This window comes from Vibrio sp. SCSIO 43140 (genome assembly GCF_023716585.1).
Taxonomy (GTDB): domain Bacteria; phylum Pseudomonadota; class Gammaproteobacteria; order Enterobacterales; family Vibrionaceae; genus Vibrio; species Vibrio maritimus_B.
Genome location: NZ_CP071850.1, coordinates 3,471,914 through 3,498,855 on the forward strand (window position 1 = coordinate 3,471,914; position 26,942 = coordinate 3,498,855).

Genomic DNA, 26,942 nt, shown 5'->3' on the forward strand with positions numbered 1-26,942 from the left:
TGGGCACGGATATTCTCCTTGTAGCCAAACCCTCTCCGACCTTAGTGGATGGTAGGTGTCTCTGATTCTTTACTTGGTTTTACGCCAAACTCAGCATGGATGGTCAGAACGCACGCTTTAACATGCTCAATAACCTGCTCAAGCAACTGTGCCTGCTCTTCCATATCATCATCTTCATCGATGCCTAATCTTGCGATCTCTTCTAGGTCAGCGAGCGCTTCTTTGGTGTCCGCCGATGCCTTAGCAAGCTGAGCATTAATAAGCCCCAAGCCAGAGATGAAGTGATTGACCCACTCGCTGAGCCCATCTGCTTGTTCGAACAGATCGGCTTCCACACCTTCACCAGGGATAAACAGTGCGAGCTCAAAGCTCTGCTCAGCCGTAAGTTCTTTGATAGAAAGATCAAGAAGCTCTCTTGAGCGAGTCAATAATGATTGCGGCCAACCGAGTCCATCATTGGTGTAATCAAACAATAACGGTTGCCAGCTGTCATCCTTTAGCCCTAAACCACCACTCAACATACCGACCAATAGGCCATGTAGTTCGGCTGGGGAAACGGCAAGTCCTGCCTGCTGTAGCTCTGTCGCCACCGCAATGTAATCGGGTAGTGTTGATTCACTCATAACGATACTCGTTGTCCTGTGGGGTAGTCTACTGTAAAAAGAACATGACTACCTTGATTCAAATTTGATGTGCCATGCTACCACTTCACACACTTGGCGGAAATGGTGTCGCACTCGTTTCTGAATAGCTTTTGTGCGAATTGTCGATTTCGTGTGTGATTAGCCACGCATTTAACACTGAGTCACCGGAAAAGCTTGAATCTTAATGTGGCTTTACCTATAGTTTCTCCCTCAACATTACCGCTATTGGTGATACTTAAAAGAGTTCTTGTCATTATGGAAAATCAAGCTGTCGAAGTTGAAATTTTGGGTAAACTGACTCGGGTAAATTGTCCTGCAGATCAGAAAGATACCCTTGTTCAAGCAGCGAAAGACTTGGATAACCGATTGCAAGAAATGTCTGAAAGGACTAAAGTAACCAACGAGTTGAAACTGCTTACCATTGCGGCGCTTAACATGTCGTATGAGCTCAACAACCGCAGTAATGAGTCACTTCAAGAAGTGACTGAAATGAACGAGCGCATGGAGCAGCTCGCGGCATCACTTGATGATGCCATCAGCAAAGTAAAGCAAGGACAGCAAGCCTAATTTTACCCTGGGGTGTGCGTCAGTGGATTTAAGTCCCTGAGCCGATAAGCAATACCAAAGGGTTAGTACTTGATAGCTATTGAGCAAGCTCGGCCCGTACCGAGAAGCCTACGGTTATCATTGCTGATCCGCCTTGAACCAGCTGGTTCAAGGGCCACAATCCTCAACGGCACTCTGGGGTATTCCTAATGTCATTATCGACTAGGCAGCAAATTCGAACCTTGATTCGAGGTCGCCGCCAAGCCATCAGTTCAGACCAACAAATCCGATACTCTGATGAGTTAGCCGAGCGTGCTAAGCAGTTACCAGAACTTAGCCGAGCGAAAAAGATAGCCCTGTATCTTGCCACCGACGGTGAGCTAGATGCCCAGCCAATGATTGAATGGTGCTGGCAGCAAGGCATCGAAACCTACCTTCCCGTGATTCACCCTTTTTCCAAGGGCCAATTGTTGTTTCTGCGTTACGCACCAACAACGCCTCTGGTCTACAACCAATATAAAATCCTCGAGCCGCGCCTTGATGCGCAAATGATTTGTCCTCTCGCTGACCTCGATATCATTTTTACGCCACTCGTCGCCTTTGACGAGCAGGGTCAACGCTTAGGTATGGGTGGGGGTTACTATGATCGAACGTTGGCACCCTGGGAGTCAAAGTCAACGGGTCCTATCGCGATTGGACTTGCGCACGACTGTCAGCAGGTAAGCGCGCTGCCAACCGAGTCCTGGGACATTCCTCTTAGTACCATCATGACACCGAGCAAGATCTGGCGCTGGTAAATCCCCTCCACCGAGCAAACGATTGCTGTTTTTTGGCGATTTTCTTCATTTCGCCAACTTTACGCTCATTTTTTAATGATTTTGATATATAATTCGCCCGCATTTTCACCTTAATTCTAAAAACTGGGATTTCACCATGACTCAAGACGAGATGAAGAAAGCTGCTGGTTGGGCGGCACTAAAGTATGTTGAAAAAGGCAGCATTGTCGGTGTCGGCACTGGCTCTACTGTTAACCACTTTATTGATGCACTAGGCACAATTAAAGAGGACATCAAAGGTGCTGTTTCAAGCTCTGTAGCTTCCACTGAGAAGCTAGAAGCGCTTGGCATCGAAGTTTTCGATTGTAACGATGTGGCTGCGCTTGATGTTTACGTCGATGGCGCTGATGAAATCAACGCAACTCGCGACATGATCAAAGGCGGCGGTGCGGCGCTCACTCGTGAGAAGATTGTTGCAGCTATCTCAGACAAGTTCGTGTGTATTGTTGACGGTACAAAGGCGGTAGACGTATTGGGTAAGTTCCCTCTTCCAGTTGAAGTCATCCCAATGGCGCGCTCTTACGTGGCTCGTGAGCTAGTAAAACTTGGTGGCGACCCTGTATATCGTGAAGGCGTGGTAACGGATAACGGCAACGTCATCCTAGACGTTCACGGTATGCAAATTACTGATCCAAAAGCGATGGAAGACAGCATTAACGCTCTAGCGGGTGTTGTTACTGTGGGTCTCTTCGCGCACCGTGGTGCCGACGTGATCATCACAGGTACGCCAGAAGGCGCGAAAATCGAAGATTAATGACTCCACATTCGCGTTGTCGCCAGACTTATAACTGGCCGATATATTGAACGCGATTACGTCATTTGACTACAAACGGCACCCTTGGTGCCGTTTTTTCGTTTTCCTATAAGAAAATTATGCCTTATTCCGTAATTTTCTTACCCATCGTTAAACTTTTTTGTTACTTTATTGGTCACAAGACGCACAAGGAAAACGTTTGCCTCAAGCAGTTGGAAGCTCCCTCCCTGATATTCTCACTGTCAAATGTGCGCCAATTTAGCCCAAATTTCCCATGTTAAGGATGAGTTCAATGGCCAAAGTTTCACTGGAAAAAGACAAGATTAAGATTCTTCTGCTGGAAGGTTTGCATCCATCTTCTGTAGAGGTTCTACAAGCTGCCGGTTACACCAACATCACTTACCACAAAGGCTCTCTGCCAGAAGAAGAGCTAATGGAAGCAGTGAAAGATGTACATTTTATCGGTATTCGCTCCCGTACTAACCTAACCGACAAGGTGATCAACGCGGCAGAGAAACTGGTGGCGATTGGCTGTTTCTGTATCGGTACTAACCAAGTTAACCTTGAAGCCGCTGCCAAGCGCGGTGTGCCTGTCTTCAACGCTCCATTCTCAAACACGCGAAGTGTAGCTGAACTAGTACTTGGTCAGATTCTATTGCTACTTCGTGGTATTCCAGAGAAGAATGCTCTCGCTCACCGTGGTATCTGGAAGAAGAGTGCGGACAACTCTTATGAAGCTCGTGGTAAGCGCCTAGGTATCATCGGTTACGGTCACATTGGTACTCAGCTGGGTATCATTGCGGAAAACTTGGGTATGCGTGTCTACTTCTACGACATCGAGAACAAACTGTCTCTTGGTAATGCGACTCAAGTGCACACCATGACTGAGTTACTGAATAAGTGTGACGTGATCTCACTTCACGTTCCAGAAACCGCAGGTACCAAGAACATGATGGGCGCGGCAGAGTTCGAACGCATGAAGCCTGGCTCAATCTTTATCAACGCTGCGCGCGGTACTGTGGTTGATATCCCTGCGCTTTGTGATGCACTTGAAGGCGGTCACCTAGCAGGTGCAGCGATTGACGTATTCCCTGAAGAGCCAAAAACCAATGCAGACCCGTTTGAGTCTCCACTGATGAAGTTCGACAACGTGATCCTTACACCGCACGTTGGTGGTTCTACACAAGAAGCACAAGAGAACATTGGTGTCGAGGTTGCTGGTAAGCTAGCGAAATACTCAGATAACGGCTCAACGCTATCAAGCGTGAACTTCCCAGAGGTATCACTGCCAGAGCACACTGACTGTTCTCGTCTACTACACATTCACCAAAACCGCCCGGGTATCCTAACGCAAATCAACACCATCTTTGCGGATGAAGGGATCAACATCGCGGGTCAGTACCTGCAGACTTCTGCAGATATCGGTTACGTAGTGATTGATGTTGAGACGGCGCGTTCGGAAGAAGCGTTGGCTAAGTTGAAGCAAATTGAAGGGACGTTGAGAGCGCGTATTCTTCACTAATGGTTAGTAAGAGCTTTACCCCTCCCAGCCTCCCCTTAGCAAGGGGAGGAGCCAATGCTCGTTGCGCGCCGCTTTGCTAAAAGGCGATGCGACGACAGGAGCTAGCCTAGGTTCTCCCCCTAATATAGGGGGAGCTATCGGGGGTATAATGCGCTGAACTTACAACAAGTTAGTAATTAAAGTAGACGCCTTAGCCTCTAGCAAACACAGCTAACTCACTAAGCACTCCAAAAACCATCACTCACCAATCCGATAAGTCACATCCACCCGATCACGAATCGTAATCACCGAGTCCTGATAACTATTCGACTCCGCCTTACTATCCATCGCCATCGCACGCATCACTACCGGCTGATTCATTTGCTGACGGTACTCAATACGCCACACATTCCCAAGCTGCTGTTCAAAGCCTTTCGCCAATGAAGACGCTTTGCTTTGAGCATCTTTTATCGCCGCCATGCGGGCCGCTTCTTGATACTGCCCTTCGTCTTTCACTTTGAGTTGAATGTTGTCGACTTGATTGATTCCAGATTCTAGAGCCAAGTCTAAATAGTTATTAAGCTTATCTAGGTCCATCACTTGAACCGTCACCGTGCGAGAAGCTCGATAACCTATGAGTTCAGGCTTGCCCTTATCTGGGTAGTGATACTGCGGCGAGAGATACAGATTTGAGCTTTGGATATCGGCTTTATCGATACCATTCTTGGTTAAGCCATCAAGAAATTTATCGACAACTGAGTCCACACCTTGCTTGGCCTGGTCTGCATCCATCTGTGATTGCACCACGCGAACTGAAAACTCAGCCATATCAGGCTTGGCCTGGATCTCGCCGTAACCCGTTGTGGAGATGTGAGCAAAGTCTGGTTGATTCGCAAATACCGGTGCTGCAGCTAAACTCGCCGTTAATGCACCGACAACCCATTTACCAGCAAACAATTTTTTCATGAAGACTCCTCGTCTTATTTCTCATACTCAATGTTAGGCATAAGTTCAGACTATAGGTTCCCAAACATTGCAAAGCTGACAGAAAGTTGACCAAAGGTTTTTGTCGTTACTGCGGCAAAAACTGGCGAGCATGTCCTATGATGGCATCTGAGACCTCACTGAGTACTCCGCTCTCGAGCTGCCAGTGATGCCAGTAGATCTGATGTGACAGTAAGATATTAGGGGTCAATTCGATGAGGGCGCCAGACTCTAGCTCTTCTTGGATTTGAAGCTTGGGGATCAGACAGTATGCGACACCCGCAACAGCTAACTTCACAAACGCCTCTGAGCTTCGCACCGTATGTTTGAGTATGTTGCCACGCATGATATTGAAGTGCTGGTTAACAAACTTCTGATGCATCTTATCATGCTGGTCGTAAGCAACCGCTGGCGCTTTCATCAAAGTTTCACGATTCACGCCTTGGCTAAAGTAGCGCTTAATAAAGCTTGGGCTCGCCACACAAAGGTAATCCACACGTCCCAAGTAGTCGGCAACACAGCCTGGAATAGATTGTGGCTCGAGACTGATCGCGCCCACCACTTCACCATTTTTCAGCTTTTCTATGGTTCGACCTTCATCATCAACAATAAGGTCTAGTTCGACACGCTTAGATTCGAGCAGAGGAAACAGACTTGGAAGTAACCAAGTGGCGAGACTATCTGCGTTAGTGGCCAAGGATACCGATAAAGGTTTATCGCCAAGATCCGCGGCAAGCTCAGGCACCAATTCTTGCTCAAGTAGGCGCACTCGACGATATAGACCTAACAGCTTTTTACCTACAGCGGTTGGACGCGGTGGTTGCTCGCGAACCAATACCGGTTGCGCTAACCATTTTTCCAGTTGCTTCACTCGTTGAGATACGGCAGATTGAGATATATATAGGTGTTCCGCCGCTTTATCGAAGCTTTTTTGCTCAACAATGGCATCCAGTGCCTCTATCCATTTGTAGTCTAATCCGCGCATCTTTTAACCTCTCAAAACAGCCATTAGTTAAGCTTATTTATCATTAATATTATTAACTATCCTAATCATAATCGAATCGCTATTCTCTCGCTCTCTTTTATGCAGTGGTGAGGAAATTAAAGTGAATTTTTGGGTGCTTCTTCAAGGTTTCGGATTGGGCGCAACAATGATTATCCCAATTGGCGCTCAGAACGCTTATGTATTAAATCAGGGGATTAAACGCAATCACCACCTGACAACAGCAACGGTATGCAGCCTGCTAGACATGACGTTCATCTCACTGGGTATCTTTGGTGGCGGTGCGATTTTGTCGCAGAATGAGCTGCTGCTTACCGCTGTTACTTTAGGTGGTATCGCCTTTCTAACCGGTTATGGTTTGTTGTCACTGCGCAGCGCGTTTAAAGCACCCGCAGCAAAAGAGTCATCAGGCGAGGTATTAGCACGCGGAAGACGTACAGTGGTGTTGGGTGCCCTAGCGGTAACGGTGTTGAACCCACATCTCTATCTAGATACGGTTGTTATCCTTGGCTCCATTGGTGGCCAATTTGAGGGCAATGACCGAATTGCTTTTGCTATTGGTACGGTACTCGCGTCATTCGTTTGGTTCTATTCCCTATCGATGGGCGCGGCTAAACTTGGTCCAACGCTATCAAAACCTAAAGTTAAAAAGGGTATCGACTTGGCGGTGGCGGCAATGATGTTTACTATTGCTCTGTTACTAACAAAAGGATTAATGGAGTAAGTCTTGATGGACAGAACCGAAGCCATCTACCTCGCTAACGTCGCGCTTTTGGAGCAGTTATCCGTCTCCTTTTCCAAGTGGCAACATGAGCCTATTCTGGATTTTGAAACTGATGTTCGTATAGCGAAAGAGCTTGGCTGGACTGGGCTGCATAGCAAGAGCCTGTTTTTGAAAAAGAAAGGCGGCGGGTTTGCTCTGTTCCTAACCGATAAAGACTCAAGGCTAGACAAAGCGCAGCTAAAACAAGCGCTCGGCAAACGCACCTCTATCTGTAGCAATGAAGAAATGATTGAACAAATCGGCTGTGTTCCCGGAGCTGTCTGCCCTATCGGCTTGCCCGATGACATCGCCATCGTTGTCGATAGCCGTTTATTTGATGCCGAAGAGATCCTTTACACGCCCGGTAAGCCTGAGTGGACATTCGGTATTGACGGCAATGCTCTTAAGCAGGTGTTAGATAGCGTTCCAAACCAAATCATTGAAATAGAAAAAGGAGAAGCCTAGCTTCTCCTTTTTTACATCTGATGGTGACGCCTGAGCGATCAGTCCACTTTGTTCAAGTGCACATCCATCTGAGGGAATGGGATTTCGATACCTTCGGCATCCAAAGCTTCTTTGATCGCTTGTAGGGTATCAAAGTAAACGTCCCAGTATTGCTCAGTGCGAACCCAAGGGCGAACCACAAAGTTCACTGAAGAATCAGCAAGTGCAACGACACCCACGGTAATACCCGGCTCTTTAAGGATACGCTCATCCGCTTCTAGCGTCTTACGAATCACTTCTTGAGTTTTCTTCAAATCTGCACCGTAAGAGACGCCAATCACGTGGTCGATACGACGAGTCGCATGACGCGAATAGTTAGTGATCGGAGAGCCAATGACCGATGCGTTTGGAACCACAACCATCTTGTTGTCTGGTGTGGTAAGGATAGTTTGGAAGATCTGGATCGAATCCACTGAACCCGCTACACCGCCAATCTCTACATAGTCACCTGACTTAAACGGACGGAAACCAACAATAAGCACACCCGCTGCAAAGTTAGAAAGTGAGCCTTGCAGAGCAAGACCGATAGCTAAACCGGCAGCACCGATCACCGCTACCACTGAGGCGGTTTGTACGCCGATGCGACTTAATGCAGCAATGAGTACGATAACAAATAAGGTGTAGCGTACAATCCCATGGATAAACTCAACGACGGCTTTATCCATCTTCTTCTTGTGCAGCAGCTTAGCGACGCTGCCCGCTATCGCTTTAACGATAATGTTACCGATAAATAGGATAAGCAGTGCAGAGATGATGTTTACACCGTACTGGATCAGAAGATCAGAGTTATTGGTTAGCCATTTTTCTGCATGCGACAGGCTATCCACGAGCGGAGTTTCGATATCAACTGACTCACCAGCCATATTGCGTACCTCTTAAATAAAACGAATTGGGCAAAGCGAGTCTTAGCTAATACCACTGTACTATTAGCAAAGGCGCGCCGTAATTAGCAATGCATTCAGAAAATCAATACCAATACACATTACTTAACAAAAGGTTACGCAAACATATGCGTTAATGCCAGTTTTTTTAAGATCAATCACACAATTTTCATCAGACACAAAAAAAGCCGCTCCAAAGAGCGACTTTTTTCATCTTACTATCAGTTAAATCGTATGCGATTTAATCTTATAGTACGTCGATAGCGTTTAGGTCAGCGAAAGCTTTCTCTAGACGAGCAACCATTGAAGATTGACCAGCACGTAGCCATACGCGTGGATCGTAGTACTTCTTGTTTGGCGCGTCTTCACCAGTTGGGTTACCGATTTGACCTTGTAGGTAATCGTGGTTCTCAGCTTCGTAAGAACGGATACCATCCCAAGTTGCCCACTGTGTATCAGTATCGATGTTCATTTTGATAACACCGTAGCCGATAGACTCTTGGATTTCTGCTTCAGTAGAACCAGAACCACCGTGGAATACGAAGTTTAGAGCGTTAGGTGCGATACCGAACTTCTCTGCACAGTATGCTTGAGAGTCACGTAGGATAGTTGGAGTTAGAACAACGTTACCTGGCTTGTAAACACCGTGTACGTTACCGAAAGAAGCAGCGATAGTGAAACGTGGGCTAACAGCGTTTAGTTTCTCGTATGCGTATGCTACGTCTTCTGGAGAAGTGTAAAGCTCAGATGCGTCCATGTGAGAGTTATCTACGCCGTCTTCTTCACCACCAGTACAACCTAGTTCGATCTCTAGAGTCATACCCATTTTCGCCATGCGAGCTAGGTACTTAGCAGAGATTTCGATGTTCTCTTCTAGAGACTCTTCAGAAAGGTCGATCATGTGAGAAGAGAATAGAGGCTTACCAGTTTGAGCGAAGAACTCTTCACCTGCATCTAGAAGACCGTCGATCCATGGTAGAAGTTTCTTAGCAGCGTGGTCAGTGTGAAGGATAACTGGAACACCGTAAGACTCAGCTACTGCGTGTACGTATTTCGCACCAGCAACTGCACCTAGGATTTGTGCGCCTTGACCTTCAAGCTTAACGCCTTTACCAGCGAAGAAGCCAGCACCGCCGTTAGAGAACTGAACTACAACTGGAGCTTTAACTTTAGCTGCAGCTTCAAGAACACCGTTGATAGAGTCAGTGTTAACTACGTTAACTGCAGGAAGAGCGAAGTTGTTCTCTTTAGCAACTTCAAATACTTTCTGAACGTCATCGCCAGAGATAACACCTGGTTTTACGAAGTCGAAGATCTTAGACATGGAATAAGTCCTATTTTCTGTCGTTTTAAATAAAAATTGGCAATCGTTTGCTCACAATGGGCGGCATTGTATCAAAGTTAACCAGCCATTGCAGCATAGATAAAAGCGGACCAATCAGTCCGCTTTATAAAAAGATAATTATGCTTTAGCACGCTCTTCAAGCATTGCTACTGCTGGTAGTACTTTGCCTTCAACAAACTCAAGGAAAGCACCGCCACCTGTAGAGATGTAAGAAACGTCAGCTTTGATACCGAACTTGTCGATAGCTGCTAGCGTGTCACCACCACCTGCTACAGAGAAACCTTCAGATTCAGCGATCGCTTTAGAAATGCCTTCTGTACCCGCTTCGAAGTTCTTGAATTCGAATACGCCAACAGGGCCGTTCCATAGGATAGTTTTAGCATCTTTCAGGATTTTCGCTAGTTCAGCTGTTGAGTCTGGACCTAGGTCGAAAATCATGTCGTCGTCTTGAACTTCAGATACGTGCTTGATTTCAGCTTCTGCGTTCTCGTCGAATGCTTTTGCACATGCAACGTCAGTCGCAACTGGAATTGCACACTCATCCATTAGCTTCTTAGCTGTGTCTACTAGGTCTGCTTCGTATAGAGACTTACCAACGTTGTGGCCAGCTGCAGCGATGAACGTGTTCGCGATACCACCACCAACAACAAGTTGGTCAGCGATTTTAGATAGTGACTCAAGAACCGTTAGCTTAGTCGATACTTTAGAACCACCAACGATAGCAACCATTGGACGAGCAGGCTTGTCCATTGCTTTGCCTAATGCGTCTAGTTCGTTAGCTAGTAGAGGACCAGCACACGCTACAGGTGCGTTCATGCCAACACCGTGAGTTGAAGCTTGTGCACGGTGAGCAGTACCGAATGCATCCATTACGAAGATGTCACACAGTGCAGCGTATTTCTTAGATAGCTCTTCTTCGTTCTTCTTTTCGCCTTTGTTAAAGCGAACGTTTTCAAGAACAACTAGCTCACCAGCGTTAAGCTCTAGGCCGTCTAGGTAATCTTTTGCTAGTTTAACGTCGCAATCTAGTGCGTCGTTTAGGTAGTTAACTACAGGTTGTAGAGAGAATTCTTCTGCGTACTCGCCTTCAGTAGGACGACCAAGGTGAGACGTAACCATAACTTTAGCGCCAGCTTCTAGGCAGTGCTTGATGGTTGGTAGAGACGCAATGATACGAGCGTCAGATGTTACTTTACCGTCTTTTACAGGTACGTTCAGATCAGCACGGATAAATACGCGTTTACCTGCTAGATCCAGGTCAGTCATCTTGATTACAGACATGTTTAGTCCTCTCAACTAAAAAATAAATAAAGTTTTTGAAACCCGGCTTCTTGCCAAGTTTTAGAATTCATCAACTGCTTACTTATATTGGGCTCATGAATATTAATTTCAACCTTCGAAATTAATATTTTTCCCCAAGAGCGCCCTTGATACTACTGAGACGCTTGCATTGCTAACGCGGTGTCTAACATGCGGTTAGCAAAGCCCCACTCGTTGTCACACCACACCAGCATTTTGACTAGACGACCATCACTCACTCGAGTCTGTGTCCCATCAACAATGGCACTGTGCGGGTCGTGGTTAAAGTCCACGGAAACCAGCGGAGCTTCAGTATAGTCAACAATGCCGTCTAATGTACACCGAGAAGCGTTAATAATGACTTGATTTACGTCATTAACTTTCACATTCGTATTTATAGTTACACTAAGATCCATAGCGGTGACGTTAATTGTTGGCACTCTTACAGAAATTGCTTCAAATTTGTTAGAAAATTTCGGAAAGATGCGTTCGATGCCCTTGTGGAGTTTCGTATCCACCGGAATGATGGATAAACTCGCTGAGCGAGTACGGCGTAGATCGCCATGGTACGCGTCGATAACTTGTTGATCATTCATGGAAGAGTGAATGCTGGTGATCGTTCCAGAGTCGATACCAAAGGCTTCATCTAACGCTTGGATAACCGGCACGATACAGTTCGTGGTACAAGAACCATTGGAGACAATGGTGTGATCTTTGGTCAGAGTATGGTGGTTAACACCGTAAATAATGGTGTTATCAAGATCATTGCTGCCAGGGTGAGAAAACAGCACCTTCTTTGCACCAGCTTCGATGTGTTTCTCGCCATCAGCGCGGCTACCGAATACACCAGTGCAATCTAATACGATATCAACCTCTAGGTTTTTCCACGGTAACAGGCTGATGTCCTCAAGATGCAAAATACGAATGGTGTCGAACTGACCATCTTTATGCGTAAGGTACAAATGCTCTTGGTCATGAGAAACCTTCTTATCAAAACGACCATGACTGGTATCGTATTGAAGCAGGTGAGCCATCGCTTCAGGTTGCGCCAACTCGTTAACGGCGACGACTTTAATTTGGTCGTTCTTCTCGCTTTCGTATAGCGCTCTGAGTACATTCCGTCCAATGCGTCCAAAGCCATTAATTGCCACTCTTAGCATCGCATTACGCCTTTTTGTTCACGTGATAAGGGCTTGCATGGTAACCGATCGACCGACATTTCGCATTACGTGATTCGCAATTTGATTGCGCTATTTTTCACCATTAGTTGCGATGCATCTCTCTAACGCGCTCACTCTTCCTCGCAATAGCCTTGTTACACTCAAATAAGAGTCATGATCTTGTGTCTTTTAATCGCACAGTTTTTAACGCACAGGAGGTGTTCTCTATGACAAGCTCAACCTACTGCAAAGCTTGCAACAAACCCACCACTCACAAAGAGATGCTGGTACGCAAGCCAAGCAGTTACGATACCGATCCATCCTTAATGGGCAAGATTAAGCTGTTTGCGCATACGTTTATTAATGGCGGCCATTACTACGATATGGATCGCTACATAACCTGCCAAGACTGTGGCAAACGCACACTTGATAACAAGGGCAAAGAGTTTGAATAGCCATAAAAAAACCGAGCACTAGGCTCGGTTTTTCATTTCAAGAAAAGGTGCTTATGCAAGCAGCTCTTTTGCGGTGTTCACAACGTTTTCCGTTGTGAAACCAAACATCTTGAATAGCTCGCCTGCTGGTGCAGACTCACCGAATGTCGTCATACCGATGATCTTGCCACCGAAGCCTACATACTTGTACCAGTAATCCGCAATACCCGCTTCAACTGCGATACGCTTAGTTACTGCCGCTGGAAGAACTGCTTCACGGTATGCTTCATCTTGCGCATCAAATACGTCAGTAGAAGGAAGAGACACTACGCGTACTTTCTTACCTTCAGCCGTTAGCTCAGCGTAAGCATTTGTTGCTAGCTCAACTTCAGAACCTGTCGCAATAAGGATCAGCTCAGGCGTGCCTTCGCAATCTTTCAGAATGTAACCACCTTTAGCAACGTTTGCTAGCTGCTCAGCGTCACGATCTTGCTGTGTTAGGTTTTGACGAGAGAAGATAAGCGATGTAGGGCCGTCTTTACGCTCAATTGCGTATTTCCAAGCCACTGCAGACTCAACCTGGTCACATGGACGCCATGTGCTCATGTTTGGCGTCACGCGCAGTGATGCGATTTGCTCAACCGGTTGGTGCGTCGGGCCATCTTCACCCAGACCGATAGAGTCGTGAGTGTAAACCTGGATGTTTTGCACTTTCATCAGTGCTGCCATGCGCATTGCGTTACGAGCGTATTCCATGAACATTAGGAAGGTTGCACCGTATGGTACGAAACCACCGTGCAGAGCGATACCGTTGATGATCGCTGTCATACCGAATTCACGTACACCGTAGTGGATGTAGTTACCAGACGCATCGTCAGCCGTTAGCGACTGAGAACCAGACCACATGGTTAGGTTTGATGGCGCTAGGTCAGCAGAGCCGCCCATGAATTCAGGAAGCATCTTACCGAACGCTTCTAGTGCGTTTTGAGACGCTTTACGTGATGCAATATTTGCTGGGTTCGCTTGAAGGTCAGCAATGATCTTGCTTGCTTCTTGTTCCCACTGAGCTGGAAGCTCACCGTTCACGCGACGCTTAAACTCAGCCGCAAGCTCTGGGTAAGCCGCTTCATAAGCTGCTAGCTTCTCGTTCCAAGCTGCTTCTTTTGCGCTACCCGCTTCGTTTGCATCCCACTCTGCTTTGATGTCAGCAGGGATTTCGAATGGACCGTGTTCCCAGCCTAGGAATTCACGTGCTGCTGCGATTTCGTCGTGACCTAGTGGTGCACCGTGACAGTCGTGAGAGCCCGCTTTGTTTGGTGAACCAAAACCGATGATGGTTTTAGTACAGATAAGTGTTGGACGTGGATCCGCTTTTGCCGCTTCAATCGCTGCATTGATCGCGTCAGCATCGTGACCGTCTACTGCAGGAATTACGTGCCAGCCGTAAGCTTCGAAGCGCTTAGGTGTGTCATCAGAGAACCAACCTTCCACTTCACCATCGATAGAGATGCCGTTGTCATCCCAGAACGCGATCAGCTTGCCTAGACCTAGGGTACCCGCTAGTGAACACGCTTCGTGAGAGATACCTTCCATCAGACAGCCATCACCCATGAATACATAAGTGAAGTGGTCAACGATATCGTGACCTTCTTTGTTGAATTGCGCTGCAAGAGATTTCTCAGCAATCGCCATACCAACCGCGTTAGTGATGCCTTGACCTAGAGGACCAGTCGTCGTCTCGATACCTGGTGCGTAGCCGTACTCTGGGTGACCTGGTGTTTTTGAGTGCAGTTGACGGAAGTTTTTAAGATCGTCAATTGATAGCTCGTAACCGCTTAGGTGAAGCAGAGAGTAAATCAGCATTGAGCCGTGGCCGTTTGACAGTACGAAACGGTCGCGGTCAGCCCACTCTGGGTTTGAAGGGTTGTGATTTAGGTGAGAACGCCAAAGAACTTCAGCGATATCTGCCATACCCATTGGTGCACCTGGGTGACCTGAGTTAGCTTGTTGAACACCATCCATGCTTAGCGCGCGGATTGCATTAGCGAGTTGTTTACGAGAAGACATGTCTGCTCCTGAGTGCATTAAGCGAATTCCAAGTTTTTCATAGACTGATTGAATAATCAGCGGCGGCTATTGTCGCAAAGCCATATAGTCTCTGCAAACGATTTACCGTCATTTTTTGGCATTATCGCCGAATAATGTCGCCGGAATGTGGCGATCCACGCGCAAAATAGGCAAACGTTTGGCTATATGTTAAAAGCAAAAATCGCTTGCTAATCGAACATTGATGACTAGAATAGACGTCTAGATGTAGATACACCTACTATATATCATTGAATTTATTACAAGTGAGTGATTCGACACTCGCTTAAAAACAGTAATTGGAGCTCTCATGGCTAAGCACCTGTTTACTTCTGAGTCAGTATCAGAAGGCCATCCAGATAAAATCGCAGACCAAATCTCTGACGCGGTTCTTGATGCAATCCTAGAACAAGATCCAAAAGCACGTGTTGCTTGTGAAACTTACGTTAAGACTGGCATGGTGATGGTGGGTGGTGAGATCACCACTTCAGCATGGGTAGACATCGAAGAGCTAACTCGTGAAACCGTTCGCGAAATCGGCTACGTTCACTCTGACATGGGTTTTGACGCGGACTCTTGTGCCGTTCTAAACACCATCGGTAAGCAGTCTCCAGACATCAACCAAGGTGTTGATAAAGAAGATCCTAAAGAGCAAGGCGCGGGCGACCAAGGCATCATGTTCGGTTACGCAACCAACGAAACTGACATCCTAATGCCAGCACCTATCACTTACTCTCACCGTCTTGTTCAAAAGCAAGCGGAAGTACGTAAGAACGGCACTCTACCTTGGCTACGTCCAGACGCTAAGTCTCAGGTAACGTTCCAATACGACCAAGGTAAGATCGTTGGTATCGATGCGGTTGTTCTTTCAACTCAGCACTGTGATTCAATCTCAACACCTGACCTGCGTGAAGCAGTAATGGAAGAGATCATCAAGCCAGTACTTCCATCTGAGTGGATCAACAAAGAAACCAACTTCTTCATCAACCCAACCGGTCGTTTCGTAATCGGCGGTCCTATGGGTGACTGTGGTCTAACGGGTCGTAAGATCATCGTTGATACCTACGGCGGCGCAGCTCGTCACGGTGGCGGTGCGTTCTCTGGTAAAGATCCATCAAAAGTCGACCGCTCTGCAGCATACGCAGCACGTTATGTAGCGAAGAACATCGTAGCGGCTGGTATGGCTGACCGTTGTGAGATCCAACTGTCTTACGCAATCGGTGTTGCTGATCCAACATCTATCATGGTTGAGACATTTGGTACTGAAAAAGTTTCTCACGACATCATCGTAGAGGCGGTTCGTCAAAACTTCGACCTACGTCCATACGGCCTGCAAGAGATGCTAAACCTACTGCAACCTATCTATAAGAAGACTGCAGCATACGGTCACTTCGGTCGCGAAGAGTTCCCTTGGGAAGCGACAGACAAAGCGGCAATCCTACGTGATTTCGCTGGTCTGTAATTACTCTTAGTCTGAGTATTTACTCCAAAAAAGCCCTCAAATTTTTTTGAGGGCTTTTTTATTTTTTTAATCCTGTCTTTTCAAATACTTTGTTACCAAGTTGTTAACTTCAACTCAAATGGCTTTGATTTAATACCCTTTTGAAAATTGTGTTTTCCTGTAACACGGTCAATAGTTAATCAAAAGTGCCCTTGCGAATAGACCAATTTGCTCGGTTTGTTCGTATGCAAAATAGAGCACTTAAGAGGGGAAGACGCTAATAACGGTAAGCTGGTAAGGACACGTCAACTGCGGCGAGAGTCGCTGCTCGTGTTAACAACGCGACCATTAGCGCCTTGCCCTGATAAAACGAAGGCCAGTTTGTCAATCAGGGAGGACATATGCCTCGAACTGTAAATTCTGATGACTTCCAGAAGAAACATGAAGTCAGGGATCAAGATTACGCTAAAACCATTCCGTGCAACCAACTGAGTGTATCAGCCCCATTCCACTGGCTCGCGCTCGGCTTGCATGACCTCATACGTATGCCAATCATTAGTGCTTTCTACGGACTCTGCTTTACCGCAGCGGCGGTCGCGATCGTTCTATTGGTGCAATGGCAAGGTACACACCTCGTCATTATGCCAAGCCTAGTGGTTTATATGCTTATCGGGCCTTTCTTGGCGCTGGGTCTTTATGATGCCGCTTGGGAGAGAGAAAAAGGGCACAAACCGAGCCTGTTCCATTCCATGAAAGCCATTGGTCGCAACTCAACATCACAATGGGCGTTTGCCGTGTTACTCGCGGTAGCGATGATATTTTGGATGCGTATCGCTGCGCTGTTACATGCGCTCTACCCATCAGTGCAAGGCGCTCCCCTAACTGAGTTCGCGCCGTTTTTGATTACCGGCAGTGTTGTTGGCGCGGTTATCGCAGCGGTTATCTTTAGCATTTCAGCCTTCTCGATCCCTCTTATGATGGAACGTCGAGTCGATATCATGACCGCAGTCTTCACCAGTTTTAACGCTGTGAAATCCAACATTCCGGCCATGATAGTGTGGGCTCTTATCATTTGCGGCGGTATTTTAATTGGTTTTGCCACCTACGGGATTGGAATGATTGTGACCATGCCGATCCTCGGGTACGGAACTTGGCACGCTTACCATGAGACCATCAAGAAGAAGCATCATGTCTGATGTGTTGGCATAACATCACATCCTAAGTAGAATGGCGCCCTGTTTGGGCGCTTTTTGTTTGGATTGAACTTCGTGGATGCAGAATTATCAGAGCAGCTTCACTATCTTGCTTTAAAAACACTGTCTCGTTGTATTGAGCGTGCACGTCACTACTTTGAAAGAGACTTCCCCGTCCCAGCTCTCAACTACAAGCTGCGCGGAAAAGCCGCAGGTAAAGCGTACCTACAGACCTGGGAGGTCCGTTTAAACCCAGTGCTTTTTGTCGAGAATCAACAGGCGTTTATCGACGAAGTCATTCCCCATGAAGTCGCTCATTTAATTACCTATGCGCTCTTCGGTCGCGTGCGCCCGCATGGCAAAGAGTGGCAGATGGTCATGAACCAAGTATTCCATATTGCACCAAACACCACACACTCACTCAATATCCAGTCTGTACAGGGACGCACGTTTGAGTACCGCTGCCAATGCGACACATTTGCTGTGACCATACGACGCCACAATAAGGTCTTGCGCCAGCAAGCCAGCTACCGTTGTCGAAAGTGCGGCCAAATCATAGAGTACACTGGCAAACAACTGAGCTAACTATCGATAGCTAAGGTCTTTTTTGCGAGTTACACTAGGTTATCTCAACCTTTTTTAGACCTTACTATGATGCGCCGCTTTCTCACTTCTATCGCCCTAATGGCTATCACCGTTCCAATCACAGCAGTTGGTGCACCACCGAGTAGCTTTAGTAAAGCGAAGAAAGAAGCGGTAAAAATCTATGCCGACCATCCTGTGAGCTTCTATTGCGGCTGTGATATTCAATGGAACGGTAAGAAAGGCGTACCAGACCTTTCTGCGTGCGGTTATCAGGTTCGTAAACAAGAAAAGCGCGCAAGTCGTATTGAGTGGGAACACGTGGTGCCTGCTTGGCAGTTTGGCCACCAGCGTCAATGTTGGCAAGATGGCGGGCGCAAGAACTGCACACGCAACGACAAACAGTTCAAACTGATGGAAGCCGACCTACATAACCTCACACCAGCCATTGGTGAAGTCAACGGTGATCGTTCCAACTACAACTTTTCGCAGTGGAATGGGGTCGATGGTGTCAGCTATGGCCAATGCGAAATGCAAGTAAACTTCAAGCAGCGCAAAGCGATGCCGCCTGAACGTGCACGAGGGTCTATTGCTCGCACTTACCTTTACATGAGTCAAGAGTACGGGTTTAGGCTATCTAAACAGCAAGCTAAGCTAATGAAAGCTTGGAACAAAAGCTACCCTGTCGATAACTGGGAGTGCACTCGAAACGAGCGTATCCGCCGCATTCAGGGCAACGATAATCCTTTTGTCGCCGAAGCGTGTAAAAATCAGGGTTAATTCCTTAGCCAAGCCCTTGTAATTTCGAGGGCTGGCATCCATCTTATACCTCAATACTGTTTGTTCTTTGGAAATTGTTATGCGTATACCTCGTATCTATCACCCTGAAACGATTCAATCTTTAGGCACTCTCGCCCTAAGTGATGATGCCGCAGGGCACATTGGCCGAGTATTGCGTATGAAAGAGGGTCAAGAGGTTCTACTATTCGACGGTAGTGGATATGAATTTCCTGCGACGATTACCAGCGTTGGGAAGAAGAATGTCGACGTGGATATTCAAGAGAAGGTCGAGTCGAGCATAGAGTCACCACTTGATTTGCATCTCGGACAAGTCATTTCTCGCGGCGATAAGATGGAGTTCACCATCCAAAAGTCCGTTGAGTTGGGTGTGAACACGATTACGCCTCTCATCTCAGAACGATGCGGCGTGAAACTCGATGCCAAGCGTTTTGAGAAAAAGCTGCAACAGTGGCAAAAGATAGCGATTAGCGCTTGTGAGCAGTGTGGACGGAATACCATCCCTGTGATTCGCCCAATCATGTCGCTAGAGGAGTGGTGTGCAGAGCCATCTGAGGCGCTCAAACTCAACCTTCATCCAAGAGCAAAATACTCAATTAATACCTTGCCAGAGCCCGTGAATAAGGTTCGTCTTCTTATCGGTCCAGAAGGTGGCTTGTCTGCGCAAGAAATTGAAATGACAGAACAATATCAATTCGAAGAAACCCTGCTTGGTCCTCGTGTACTTAGAACTGAGACGGCGGCATTGACCGCTATTACGGCACTTCAAGTACGCTTTGGCGATTTAGGTTAACGGGAGAAAAATAATGCTCAAACTCGGTATCGTGATGGATCCTATCTCGTCCATCAACATCAAGAAAGATTCAAGCTTTGCAATGATGCTGGAAGCCCAGCGTCGCGGTTATGAAATCCACTACATGGAGATGAATGACCTACACCTAGATCAAGGTACGGCGGTTGCCGATACAAAAATCGTGACGCTTAAAGAAGATCCTAACGGTTGGTACGAATTTACTTCAGAGCAAACCATTGAGCTGTCTGAGCTAGATGCCGTATTGATGCGTAAAGACCCTCCATTCGATACAGAGTACATCTACGCGACCTACATTTTGGAGCGCGCAGAAGAAAAAGGCACGCTAATCGTCAACAAGCCGCAAAGCCTTCGTGACTGCAACGAGAAACTCTTCACAGCATGGTTCCCTGAGCTAACGCCAACGACTATCGTAACGCGCAAAGCAGAGAAGATTAAAGAGTTCCGTGATCAGCATGGCGATGTCATCCTGAAACCACTTGATGGTATGGGCGGCGCTTCTATCTTCCGTGTTAAGCAAGACGATCCGAACGTATCTGTGATCATCGAAACCCTGACTAACCATGGTCAAAACTACGCTATGGCTCAGACGTTTGTTCCTGATATCAGCAATGGTGACAAACGTATTCTCGTGGTGGATGGTGAACCAATGCCGTACTGCCTAGCACGTATCCCAGCTAAAGGGGAAACTCGTGGCAACCTTGCAGCCGGTGGCCGTGGTGAAGCTCGTCCCTTAAGTGAGACAGACAAGCAAATTGCCGAGGCAGTAGCTCCCACTTTGAAAGAGAAGGGCTTAATATTTGTAGGTCTGGATGTCATCGGTGACAAACTTACTGAGATCAACGTGACTAGCCCAACGTGCATTCGTGAAATTGAAGCCGCCTTTGACATCTCTATTACTGGCAAGCTAATGGACGCTATCGAGCGCCGTTTAGGCAAGTAGCCAATTGTAGAAGTCTATTGGGAGAGGCGATCATGAACTTAGCCAACCACTTTCTCGTGGCAATGCCGGGGATGAAGGATCCGTATTTCCAACGCAGCGTCATCTATGTGTGTGAGCACAATGAAGATGGCGCGATGGGGATCATGATCAGCACTCCAATCGATGTCACTGTCGCAAACATGCTTAAGCAAGTGCAAACTGAGCTTCCTATCGCCTCGCAAACGACACACAGCAAAAGCCTCGACGAGCCCGTGTTAAACGGCGGGCCCGTTTCTGAAGATCGCGGCTTTATCCTTCATAACCCTAAAGATCAGTACCAGTCCAGTATCCAGATCACCGACACGGTATCTGTCACCACGTCTAAGGATATTCTGGCCGTACTCGGCACTGACGCACAGCCGGATAACTATATCGTCGCATTAGGCTACTCTGGCTGGAGTGCGGGGCAACTGGAAACCGAGTTAGCTGAGAACTCTTGGCTCACCATAGAGGCCGACCCAAGCGTGATCTTTGATACCCCGGTTGAAGAACGTTGGAGTAGCGCTGTCGGTATGTTAGGGTTCGATATCGCTCAGCTTTCAACTGATGTTGGTCACGCATAGACTGCGCCCTAAGCTGCCCGGTTAGCGTCTTCACAAAACGCATTGTCTTCACAAACAGAGAAATTATGACATCCAGAACCATCGTTGCTTTCGATTTCGGAACCAAGAGTATTGGTAGTGCTATAGGCCAAGAGGTCACTGGCACAGCAAGCCCACTAAAAGCTTTCAAAGCCAAAGACGGCATTCCAAACTGGGATGATATCGAAGCCATGCTAAAAGAGTGGCAACCTGACCTCATCGTCGTGGGTCTACCCACCGACGTGCGAGGCAAAGCACTTGATGAAATCACCGCTCGCGCTAAGAAGTTTGCCAACCGTGTACATGGTCGGTTCGGCTTTCAAGTGGAAATGCACGATGAAAGACTGTCTACCGCCGAAGCTCGCTCGGAGCTGTTTGAGATGGGTGGTTACAAGGCCCTATCAAAAGGCAATGTTGACTGCCAGTCAGCGGTGGTGATCTTAGAGAGCTGGTTTGAGGCGCAGTGGGCTTAATGCTGCTTTAAACACAAAAAAGGATGGCAAATGCCATCCTTTTTTATTTTCCGCTAGCCGCGCTCCTGCGCAGGCAGGGATAGACTCAAAGCGCGCGACCTAATTCAATTAGTCTACTTTCAGCTCTTGCAACATAGACTCAGGCAATGCAAGCTCATCGTTCTTATTCACTTGAATACCCGCTTCAATGATCTTCTCTGCGATCGCTTTCGCTTCATCCAGTGAGTGCATTGCTGCAGTACCACATTGATACTCGTTAAGCTCAGGGATCTTGTTCTGGCTCTCGACTTTCAGTACATCTTGCATTGCATTTAGCCAAGCGTCAGCAACCTGCTGCTCAGATGGCGTACCTATCAAGCTCATGTAAAAACCAGTACGACAACCCATTGGAGAGATATCGATGATCTCAACCTGGTCACCATTTAGATGTGCACGCATGAAGCCGGCATATAGATGCTCTAGCGTGTGAATGCCGCGCTCAGACAAGATGTCTTTGTTTGGGATCGTAAAACGTAGGTCGAAAACAGTAATCGTGTCGCCTTTAGGGGTTTGCATTGTTTTCGCAACGCGTACCGCTGGAGCGTGCATCTTAGTGTGGTCTACCGTAAAGCTATCCAGTAGTGGCATGATATTTTCTCCTTGGTTTACTCACGGTTTCAACCTTGGCTAAAACCGTGAGAACTATGTCTTTTAGAACACTGTCTTTAAGAACCATGTTTTTAAGAACAATGTCTTTAGCGTGATTGTAAGTGGCACAGTATTGCTGCGCAACCTCAGTTAGCAAGCTTAGTTAGCGACCTGAGCTTGCTCTGGTGATAGGTAAGCAAAGTAATCAGACAAGAAGTCGTCGAAGTTAACGGTATCCGCCGATTCAATGCTCATTTGAGCTGAAACCGAACGAGTGACCTCATCTTCCATTACTTGAGTCGAATACGCCTTATATTCGTGAGAAAGGTTCTTCTGACGGTACTCTTTACCCAGTTCACAGCCCACTTTCCCAAGTCCACCTAGCTCTTTGGTTTTCGCCAATAGCTGGCCTGAGATAGAAAGCTCAGGATTGTCGTTCCACGCTTCTAGCTTGTCGCATACTGCAGCGTACTCGTTACCACCGTGTGCTGAATCCATATGCTTGGCAATCTCACGAAGATCAGCAAAGACGCGTTTTACCCAAGACTGACTATCGAGAACTTCACCGTGACAGCCGATTTGTAGCTGAAGACCCACTTGGCGACCATCAACAATGACCTTGTTCCAGTTCTCACGCCAGCACTCTAGCTCACAATTGTCCATCGGCTCAGAATCTTTGAGCGCGCACCAAGTTAGGAACAAGTCTAGGAAGCGAATCTGCTCCGCGGTAATCCCAATCGGGCTAAACGGGTTCACGTCTAAAGAACGGACCTCGATGTATTCAACACCGCCGCGAGATAGTGCTTCTGAGGGTTTTTCGCCGCTTCTTGCGACACGCTTTGGTCTGATTGGCGCGTATAGCTCATTCTCTATCTGCAGCACATAATCATTCAACTGACGGTACTCACCATCCACTTTAACGCCAATTTTGGCGAAGTCTTGTGATGGGGTATGAATCGCCTGATTAAGGCCTTCTAGGTATTGCTCTAGTCCATTAAAACCAATCTTCAATGCACTCTGAGCGCTGTTGGTATAACCAAGGTCACTTAGCCTTAACGACGTCGCCTTTGGTAGATATAAGGTCCCACCCACTTTTTCAAACGGAAGCTTCGTCTCTTTGCCTTGTAAGAAAGAGGAGCAGATAGCTGGTGATGCACCAAAGAAGTAAGGAATCAACCAACCAAAGCGGTAGTAGTTGCGGATCAACCCAAAGTAAGCTTCTGACTTGGCATCTTGACGAGTTTTCTCGTCTTGCTCACCAAATAATGCGTCCCAAAATGATTCAGGAAAAGAGAAGTTAAAGTGCACGCCAGAGATAATCTGCATCAAGCTACCGTAGCGGTGCTTAAGTCCCTGGCGGTATAGTGTCTTCATACGACCTGAGTTTGAGCTGCCGTACTGCGCTAAGGCGATGTCATCTTCTGAACCAACATAACAAGGCATAGACAAAGGCCAAAGCTTCTCGTCACCGAGCTTGGTTTGCGTGAAATGATGAATATCGGACAACTGATTAATCAGCGTATCAACATCACGCGACACTGGGGTAATAAACTCCAATAACGACTCTGAAAAGTCCGTCGTGATGTATTCATTAGTGAAGGCTGAGCCTAACGCCTTAGGGTGAGGTGTTGTCGCTAATCGACCATCGTCGGTGTAACGTAGCGATTCCCGTTCCACACCGCGTCCAAACTGACGGAAAACGGTCTCATCTTTAGCAACTTGATCCAGTCGCTTAGCAAAATTAGTCACAATGCGATTCGCTTATAGTTTGTTATTCCAATTGAAGGGTGGATGCACCGACAGACAGCAAACCTTGTTCTCCGTCAGATCACCCATCCTCCCTATATGGTCATGCTATTGAGAGATTTCAAGCTCTGTAATTGGAATATTCAATTTCTCTAGTTGTGGTTTTAAACGCTTGGCATCACCGACCACTATCAGCTGATATTGGCTCGGGTCAAACCACTTCGCTGCCAACGTATTGAGGGCCTCTTTTTCGACTGTGGCGACAATCTCATTACGCTGCTTAAGGTAATCCTTATCCAAACTATAGGTTAAAATCGACGAAAGCAGGCTGGCTTTTTGACTCGGTGTTTCATAAGTCAAGGCGTCTTGTTGCCCCACTGCGAGGCGCATGAAAGAGAGCTCCTCGTCCGTCATGCCATTTTCACTGTAGTTTTTCAGCTCAGCAATCATCTCTTCGAGAGAAGCAAGGGTTGCATCGGCTCTAACCTGAGCACTAAACACAATCGCGCCAACTTCACGGTTGCTAGCAAAATAACCGCTGGCACCGTAGGTATAGCCTTTGTCCTCTCTGAGGTTCTGATTGATGCGACTGTTGAAGTTACCTGCCAGGTTAAAGTTTGCTAGACGACTTAGGTAAAGCTCGCCCGTTGCATCAAACGGTAGGCCTTGACGCACCATACGTACAATACTTTGTGGTGCAGATGGTTTATCGACAAGATAAATTCGCTGCTCACCTTGAGATGGAATGATCTCTGGTGCGATAAGCGGTGCGGCTTGCCCTTGCCATAGCGACCAGAACGCTAATTGATCGGTGATCTTCTTCTCTGAGATATCGCCAACCACGACGATTTGGGTTCCTTGCGGCGTGTAGTGATCGCGATAGAAGGCTTTCACATCCTCTAGAGTGATAGACGATATGGACTCGGCACTGCCGTCTGATGAGCGACCAAAGACTGAGTCACCATAGAGCACATCACGGGTAGCTTGCGATGCCATCCAGCTTGGTTTTTGATGCTGATACACCAAGCCCTCTAACGTTTGTGCTTTGAGACGGTCGAAGTCTTCCTGTTTCATCGCAGGATTGAACAAGATGTCCTCAAGCAAGGTTAAGGTTTGTGGTAGGTTTCGCTCCAGAGCAGACACAGAAACTCGTGTCGTGTACGCGCCTTCACTGAATCCAATCCGGCTCCCCAAACTATCGAGCTCTGCTTGAAGCTGCTCAACCGTACGTGTTGTTGTGCCCTCTTCCATCATGGCAGCAGTGAGGCCAGCAAGACCTTCTTTGCCCTTAGGAACATAGCGACTGCCCGCTGGCATCTGGAAGTGGATCTCAACCGTTGGGGTTTCACTGGTCTCGGTGCCCAATAACTCACTGCCATTGTCGAAGTGAACTTGATACAGCTCAGGCATTTTCGCAGCAACCCCTTCCGCTACCTGAGGCATAACACTTCGATCAAAATCATCAACAGGACGGCGCAGCTCAAGATCGGCCTCGGTTACCTTTTTATATTCAGGCAGAGTGCGTGCTGGCGTCACGAACGTTGCTGGTTTCACCGCAATGTCGGTTCGCCCTCTTGGTACAACACTCAAGGTGACTTTATGTTTGTCTTCAATGAAGGTCTTGTAAGCGGCACTTACCTCTTCCGATGTCACCGAGCGAATCTGCTCCAGTTTTTGCTCGATGCGATCCGGCTGACCATAGAAGGTTTCATTCGCGGCAAGTTGAGTCACCTTGCCTTTTACGCTTTGCAGTGCAAACACAGCACCGGCTTCTGAAAGCCCTGTGATTTGCTTGAGTCGCTCGTCACTGATGCCTTGTTTATCAAACTCAGCTAGCGTCGCTAACAAGTCATTGTAAAGAGACTTCAAGCCATCTTTGTCTGTAGAGGCGCCCATGGCATACACATAGAAATTACACGCGAGTTCATTACAGTCACTAAACGCACCAGCATCGAGGGCTTTCTGCGTTTTGATTAGCTTCTGATACAGCAAACCGTTGGTACCACCACCGATAGCATCCGCCATCGCATCGAGAACCACTTGATCTTCCGCCCCGCGGTAACTCGTCGTTGGCCAGCCAATCACCACCATAGGTTGGCGGATGCGATCCTCGAGTGTGATGTAGCGATCTTCAGGCAGTACTGCCGGCTGTTTTGGTGCTTTTTCTACACTTGGACCTTTAGGTATCGAGCCAAAGTACTTGTGAATCCACTCTAGTGTTTGCGCCTTATCGATATCACCACCGATAGTGAGCACGGCATTGTTTGGACCATACCAGCGTAAGAAGAAGGCTTTTAGATCGTTGACATCGACGCGGTCGAGATCTTCTACATAGCCAATTGGCTGCCAAGAGTATGGGTGGCCTTCAGGGAACATCGCCTCTCCCATACGCTCCCAGATCAGACCGTAAGGGCGGTTATCAAAGTTTTGGGCGCGTTCATTTTTGACGGTATCGCGCTGAATTTCAAACTTACGCTGCGAGACAGCGCCAAGCAAAAAGCCCATACGGTCCGCTTCCAGCCACAACATTTTCTCAAGCTGATTGGACGGAACCGTCTCGAAGTAATTGGTTCGATCTCGAGTCGTTGTACCGTTTAAGGTACCACCAGCCTCCGTGATGATCTTAAAATGCTGTTGATCACCAACATGCTCTGAGCCCTGGAACATCATGTGTTCGAAAAAGTGAGCAAACCCAGACTTACCGATCTCCTCACGTGCAGAGCCGACATGGTAGGTCACATCGACGTGCACAAGAGGATCTGAATCATCAGGCGCTAAAATGACGGTCAGACCATTATCCAGCTTGTACTTGGAGTATGGGATCATCACCCGGTCGGGATCGGCTTTCATCTCCTCAACAAGGGTGATACCCGGAGGGAGTGCACTATCGCTTTGGGTCGAAAAGTCACTATTGCTACAACCGTAAACAAAGACCACCGACAGTAAGCCGAGCCAGATCTTTCTCATAA

At 47.4% G+C, this 26,942-nt stretch carries 26 protein-coding genes and 1 other RNA gene; 16 read left to right on the forward strand and 11 right to left on the reverse strand.

Features of this window, described 5'->3' with window-relative positions; all coding sequences use genetic code 11:
- Window positions 1-41: 41 nt before the first annotated feature.
- Complete coding sequence (locus tag J4N45_RS16515) at window positions 42-623, reverse strand: YecA/YgfB family protein (protein ID WP_252012599.1); 582 nt, start codon at window positions 621-623, stop codon at window positions 42-44.
- A 276-nt stretch (window positions 624-899) separates the two neighbouring features.
- Here J4N45_RS16515 and zapA point away from each other — a divergent pair, with 276 nt between their 5' ends.
- From zapA to serA, 5 genes are all read left to right on the forward strand, one after another.
- Window positions 900-1,211, forward strand: a complete 312-nt coding sequence (gene zapA / locus J4N45_RS16520) for a cell division protein ZapA (RefSeq protein ID WP_042473283.1) — start codon at window positions 900-902, stop codon at window positions 1,209-1,211.
- A 1-nt stretch (window position 1,212) separates the two neighbouring features.
- Window positions 1,213-1,396: non-coding RNA, 6S RNA (ssrS, locus tag J4N45_RS16525), on the forward strand.
- Window positions 1,397-1,399: 3 nt separating this feature from the next.
- Entirely contained in the window at window positions 1,400-1,987 is a 588-nt protein-coding gene (locus tag J4N45_RS16530) for a 5-formyltetrahydrofolate cyclo-ligase (protein ID WP_252012601.1), read from the forward strand.
- A gap of 136 nt (window positions 1,988-2,123) precedes the next feature.
- Window positions 2,124-2,780 carry a ribose-5-phosphate isomerase RpiA gene (gene rpiA, locus J4N45_RS16535; protein ID WP_128649339.1) on the forward strand — a complete coding sequence of 219 codons (657 nt, stop codon included), beginning with the start codon at window positions 2,124-2,126 and terminating at the stop codon, window positions 2,778-2,780.
- Between the two features lie 292 nt (window positions 2,781-3,072).
- Window positions 3,073-4,302: a phosphoglycerate dehydrogenase gene (serA, locus tag J4N45_RS16540; RefSeq protein ID WP_042473278.1), complete on the forward strand. Its 1,230-nt coding sequence runs from the start codon at window positions 3,073-3,075 to the stop codon at window positions 4,300-4,302.
- Window positions 4,303-4,539: 237 nt separating this feature from the next.
- Here the strand turns inward: serA and J4N45_RS16545 are convergent, their stop codons facing one another.
- Window positions 4,540-5,247, reverse strand: coding sequence for an oxidative stress defense protein (locus J4N45_RS16545; RefSeq protein ID WP_252012602.1), 708 nt, complete (start codon window positions 5,245-5,247; stop codon window positions 4,540-4,542).
- A gap of 106 nt (window positions 5,248-5,353) precedes the next feature.
- Window positions 5,354-6,250, reverse strand: a complete 897-nt coding sequence (locus tag J4N45_RS16550) for a LysR family transcriptional regulator ArgP (protein WP_234495124.1) — start codon at window positions 6,248-6,250, stop codon at window positions 5,354-5,356.
- A 121-nt stretch (window positions 6,251-6,371) separates the two neighbouring features.
- On the opposite strand from J4N45_RS16550, the gene J4N45_RS16555 reads away from it, so the two are divergent.
- Together J4N45_RS16555 and J4N45_RS16560 are read left to right on the forward strand one after the other, a co-directional pair.
- Window positions 6,372-6,992 (forward strand): LysE/ArgO family amino acid transporter, encoded by a 621-nt coding sequence (locus J4N45_RS16555; protein WP_042496218.1) that lies wholly within the window; start codon window positions 6,372-6,374, stop codon window positions 6,990-6,992.
- Between the two features lie 6 nt (window positions 6,993-6,998).
- Window positions 6,999-7,496: a YbaK/EbsC family protein gene (locus J4N45_RS16560; RefSeq protein WP_252012603.1), complete on the forward strand. Its 498-nt coding sequence runs from the start codon at window positions 6,999-7,001 to the stop codon at window positions 7,494-7,496.
- Between the two features lie 38 nt (window positions 7,497-7,534).
- Here J4N45_RS16560 and mscS read toward each other — a convergent pair whose 3' ends face one another.
- From mscS to epd, 4 genes are all read right to left on the reverse strand, one after another.
- Window positions 7,535-8,398: a small-conductance mechanosensitive channel MscS gene (gene mscS, locus J4N45_RS16565; protein ID WP_042473269.1), complete on the reverse strand. Its 864-nt coding sequence runs from the start codon at window positions 8,396-8,398 to the stop codon at window positions 7,535-7,537.
- A 265-nt stretch (window positions 8,399-8,663) separates the two neighbouring features.
- Window positions 8,664-9,740 carry a class II fructose-bisphosphate aldolase gene (gene fbaA, locus J4N45_RS16570; RefSeq protein WP_042473266.1) on the reverse strand — a complete coding sequence of 359 codons (1,077 nt, stop codon included), beginning with the start codon at window positions 9,738-9,740 and terminating at the stop codon, window positions 8,664-8,666.
- A 138-nt stretch (window positions 9,741-9,878) separates the two neighbouring features.
- Window positions 9,879-11,042 (reverse strand): phosphoglycerate kinase, encoded by a 1,164-nt coding sequence (locus J4N45_RS16575; RefSeq protein ID WP_112478570.1) that lies wholly within the window; start codon window positions 11,040-11,042, stop codon window positions 9,879-9,881.
- A 152-nt stretch (window positions 11,043-11,194) separates the two neighbouring features.
- A complete protein-coding gene (gene epd, locus J4N45_RS16580; protein ID WP_252012605.1) occupies window positions 11,195-12,220 on the reverse strand; it encodes an erythrose-4-phosphate dehydrogenase in 1,026 nt (341 codons plus the stop codon).
- Between the two features lie 218 nt (window positions 12,221-12,438).
- Here epd and J4N45_RS16585 point away from each other — a divergent pair, with 218 nt between their 5' ends.
- On the forward strand, window positions 12,439-12,675 hold the full coding sequence (locus J4N45_RS16585) for a hypothetical protein (RefSeq protein WP_503056906.1): 237 nt from the start codon (window positions 12,439-12,441) through the stop codon (window positions 12,673-12,675).
- Window positions 12,676-12,726: 51 nt separating this feature from the next.
- On the opposite strand, the gene tkt is transcribed toward J4N45_RS16585, so the two are convergent.
- Window positions 12,727-14,739, reverse strand: coding sequence for a transketolase (tkt, locus tag J4N45_RS16590; RefSeq protein ID WP_112478572.1), 2,013 nt, complete (start codon window positions 14,737-14,739; stop codon window positions 12,727-12,729).
- 310 nt (window positions 14,740-15,049) lie between these two features.
- Between tkt and metK the strand changes: the two genes are divergently transcribed.
- The 8 genes from metK (at window position 15,050) to ruvX (ending at window position 21,600) form a co-directional block, all read left to right on the forward strand.
- Window positions 15,050-16,201: a methionine adenosyltransferase gene (gene metK, locus J4N45_RS16595; protein WP_234495121.1), complete on the forward strand. Its 1,152-nt coding sequence runs from the start codon at window positions 15,050-15,052 to the stop codon at window positions 16,199-16,201.
- A gap of 380 nt (window positions 16,202-16,581) precedes the next feature.
- Window positions 16,582-17,376: a DUF2189 domain-containing protein gene (locus J4N45_RS16600; RefSeq protein ID WP_252012608.1), complete on the forward strand. Its 795-nt coding sequence runs from the start codon at window positions 16,582-16,584 to the stop codon at window positions 17,374-17,376.
- Window positions 17,377-17,448: 72 nt separating this feature from the next.
- The gene (locus tag J4N45_RS16605; RefSeq protein ID WP_252012609.1) at window positions 17,449-17,958 is read left to right on the forward strand and encodes a SprT family zinc-dependent metalloprotease; all 510 of its coding nucleotides are present in this window, start codon (window positions 17,449-17,451) and stop codon (window positions 17,956-17,958) included.
- Between the two features lie 69 nt (window positions 17,959-18,027).
- Window positions 18,028-18,735, forward strand: a complete 708-nt coding sequence (locus J4N45_RS16610; RefSeq protein WP_394150938.1) for an endonuclease — start codon at window positions 18,028-18,030, stop codon at window positions 18,733-18,735.
- A 79-nt stretch (window positions 18,736-18,814) separates the two neighbouring features.
- A complete protein-coding gene (gene rsmE / locus J4N45_RS16615) occupies window positions 18,815-19,546 on the forward strand; it encodes a 16S rRNA (uracil(1498)-N(3))-methyltransferase (RefSeq protein ID WP_252012611.1) in 732 nt (243 codons plus the stop codon).
- 13 nt (window positions 19,547-19,559) lie between these two features.
- The gene (gene gshB / locus J4N45_RS16620; RefSeq protein WP_252012612.1) at window positions 19,560-20,507 is read left to right on the forward strand and encodes a glutathione synthase; all 948 of its coding nucleotides are present in this window, start codon (window positions 19,560-19,562) and stop codon (window positions 20,505-20,507) included.
- Between the two features lie 32 nt (window positions 20,508-20,539).
- Window positions 20,540-21,109 (forward strand): YqgE/AlgH family protein, encoded by a 570-nt coding sequence (locus J4N45_RS16625; protein ID WP_128649352.1) that lies wholly within the window; start codon window positions 20,540-20,542, stop codon window positions 21,107-21,109.
- A gap of 65 nt (window positions 21,110-21,174) precedes the next feature.
- Window positions 21,175-21,600 carry a Holliday junction resolvase RuvX gene (gene ruvX, locus J4N45_RS16630; protein WP_234495117.1) on the forward strand — a complete coding sequence of 142 codons (426 nt, stop codon included), beginning with the start codon at window positions 21,175-21,177 and terminating at the stop codon, window positions 21,598-21,600.
- A gap of 108 nt (window positions 21,601-21,708) precedes the next feature.
- On the opposite strand, the gene luxS is transcribed toward ruvX, so the two are convergent.
- From luxS to J4N45_RS16645, 3 genes are all read right to left on the reverse strand, one after another.
- Window positions 21,709-22,227: an S-ribosylhomocysteine lyase gene (gene luxS / locus J4N45_RS16635; protein ID WP_042473253.1), complete on the reverse strand. Its 519-nt coding sequence runs from the start codon at window positions 22,225-22,227 to the stop codon at window positions 21,709-21,711.
- 159 nt (window positions 22,228-22,386) lie between these two features.
- A complete protein-coding gene (gshA, locus tag J4N45_RS16640) occupies window positions 22,387-23,976 on the reverse strand; it encodes a glutamate--cysteine ligase (RefSeq protein ID WP_252012613.1) in 1,590 nt (529 codons plus the stop codon).
- 105 nt (window positions 23,977-24,081) lie between these two features.
- Window positions 24,082-26,940 carry a M16 family metallopeptidase gene (locus J4N45_RS16645; RefSeq protein ID WP_252012614.1) on the reverse strand — a complete coding sequence of 953 codons (2,859 nt, stop codon included), beginning with the start codon at window positions 26,938-26,940 and terminating at the stop codon, window positions 24,082-24,084.
- Window positions 26,941-26,942 lie beyond the last annotated feature (2 nt).

Bases quoted from the DNA above. Each gene is read 5' to 3' on its own strand.
- J4N45_RS16625 (WP_128649352.1), top strand. From the start codon at position 20,540: ATGAACTTAGCCAACCACTTTCTCGTGGCAATGCCGGGGATGAAGGAT.
- J4N45_RS16610 (WP_394150938.1), top strand. From the start codon at position 18,028: ATGCGCCGCTTTCTCACTTCTATCGCCCTAATGGCTATCACCGTTCCA.
- serA (WP_042473278.1), top strand. From the start codon at position 3,073: ATGGCCAAAGTTTCACTGGAAAAAGACAAGATTAAGATTCTTCTGCTG.
- luxS (WP_042473253.1), bottom strand. From the start codon at position 22,227: ATGCCACTACTGGATAGCTTTACGGTAGACCACACTAAGATGCACGCT.
- J4N45_RS16600 (WP_252012608.1), top strand. From the start codon at position 16,582: ATGCCTCGAACTGTAAATTCTGATGACTTCCAGAAGAAACATGAAGTC.
- epd (WP_252012605.1), bottom strand. From the start codon at position 12,220: ATGCTAAGAGTGGCAATTAATGGCTTTGGACGCATTGGACGGAATGTA.
- rsmE (WP_252012611.1), top strand. From the start codon at position 18,815: ATGCGTATACCTCGTATCTATCACCCTGAAACGATTCAATCTTTAGGC.
- J4N45_RS16530 (WP_252012601.1), top strand. From the start codon at position 1,400: ATGTCATTATCGACTAGGCAGCAAATTCGAACCTTGATTCGAGGTCGC.
- fbaA (WP_042473266.1), bottom strand. From the start codon at position 9,740: ATGTCTAAGATCTTCGACTTCGTAAAACCAGGTGTTATCTCTGGCGAT.
- J4N45_RS16645 (WP_252012614.1), bottom strand. From the start codon at position 26,940: ATGAGAAAGATCTGGCTCGGCTTACTGTCGGTGGTCTTTGTTTACGGT.
- rpiA (WP_128649339.1), top strand. From the start codon at position 2,124: ATGACTCAAGACGAGATGAAGAAAGCTGCTGGTTGGGCGGCACTAAAG.
- tkt (WP_112478572.1), bottom strand. From the start codon at position 14,739: ATGCACTCAGGAGCAGACATGTCTTCTCGTAAACAACTCGCTAATGCA.
- J4N45_RS16545 (WP_252012602.1), bottom strand. From the start codon at position 5,247: ATGAAAAAATTGTTTGCTGGTAAATGGGTTGTCGGTGCATTAACGGCG.
- metK (WP_234495121.1), top strand. From the start codon at position 15,050: ATGGCTAAGCACCTGTTTACTTCTGAGTCAGTATCAGAAGGCCATCCA.
- zapA (WP_042473283.1), top strand. From the start codon at position 900: ATGGAAAATCAAGCTGTCGAAGTTGAAATTTTGGGTAAACTGACTCGG.
- J4N45_RS16575 (WP_112478570.1), bottom strand. From the start codon at position 11,042: ATGTCTGTAATCAAGATGACTGACCTGGATCTAGCAGGTAAACGCGTA.
- J4N45_RS16515 (WP_252012599.1), bottom strand. From the start codon at position 623: ATGAGTGAATCAACACTACCCGATTACATTGCGGTGGCGACAGAGCTA.
- J4N45_RS16560 (WP_252012603.1), top strand. From the start codon at position 6,999: ATGGACAGAACCGAAGCCATCTACCTCGCTAACGTCGCGCTTTTGGAG.
- J4N45_RS16550 (WP_234495124.1), bottom strand. From the start codon at position 6,250: ATGCGCGGATTAGACTACAAATGGATAGAGGCACTGGATGCCATTGTT.
- mscS (WP_042473269.1), bottom strand. From the start codon at position 8,398: ATGGCTGGTGAGTCAGTTGATATCGAAACTCCGCTCGTGGATAGCCTG.
- ruvX (WP_234495117.1), top strand. From the start codon at position 21,175: ATGACATCCAGAACCATCGTTGCTTTCGATTTCGGAACCAAGAGTATT.
- gshB (WP_252012612.1), top strand. From the start codon at position 19,560: ATGCTCAAACTCGGTATCGTGATGGATCCTATCTCGTCCATCAACATC.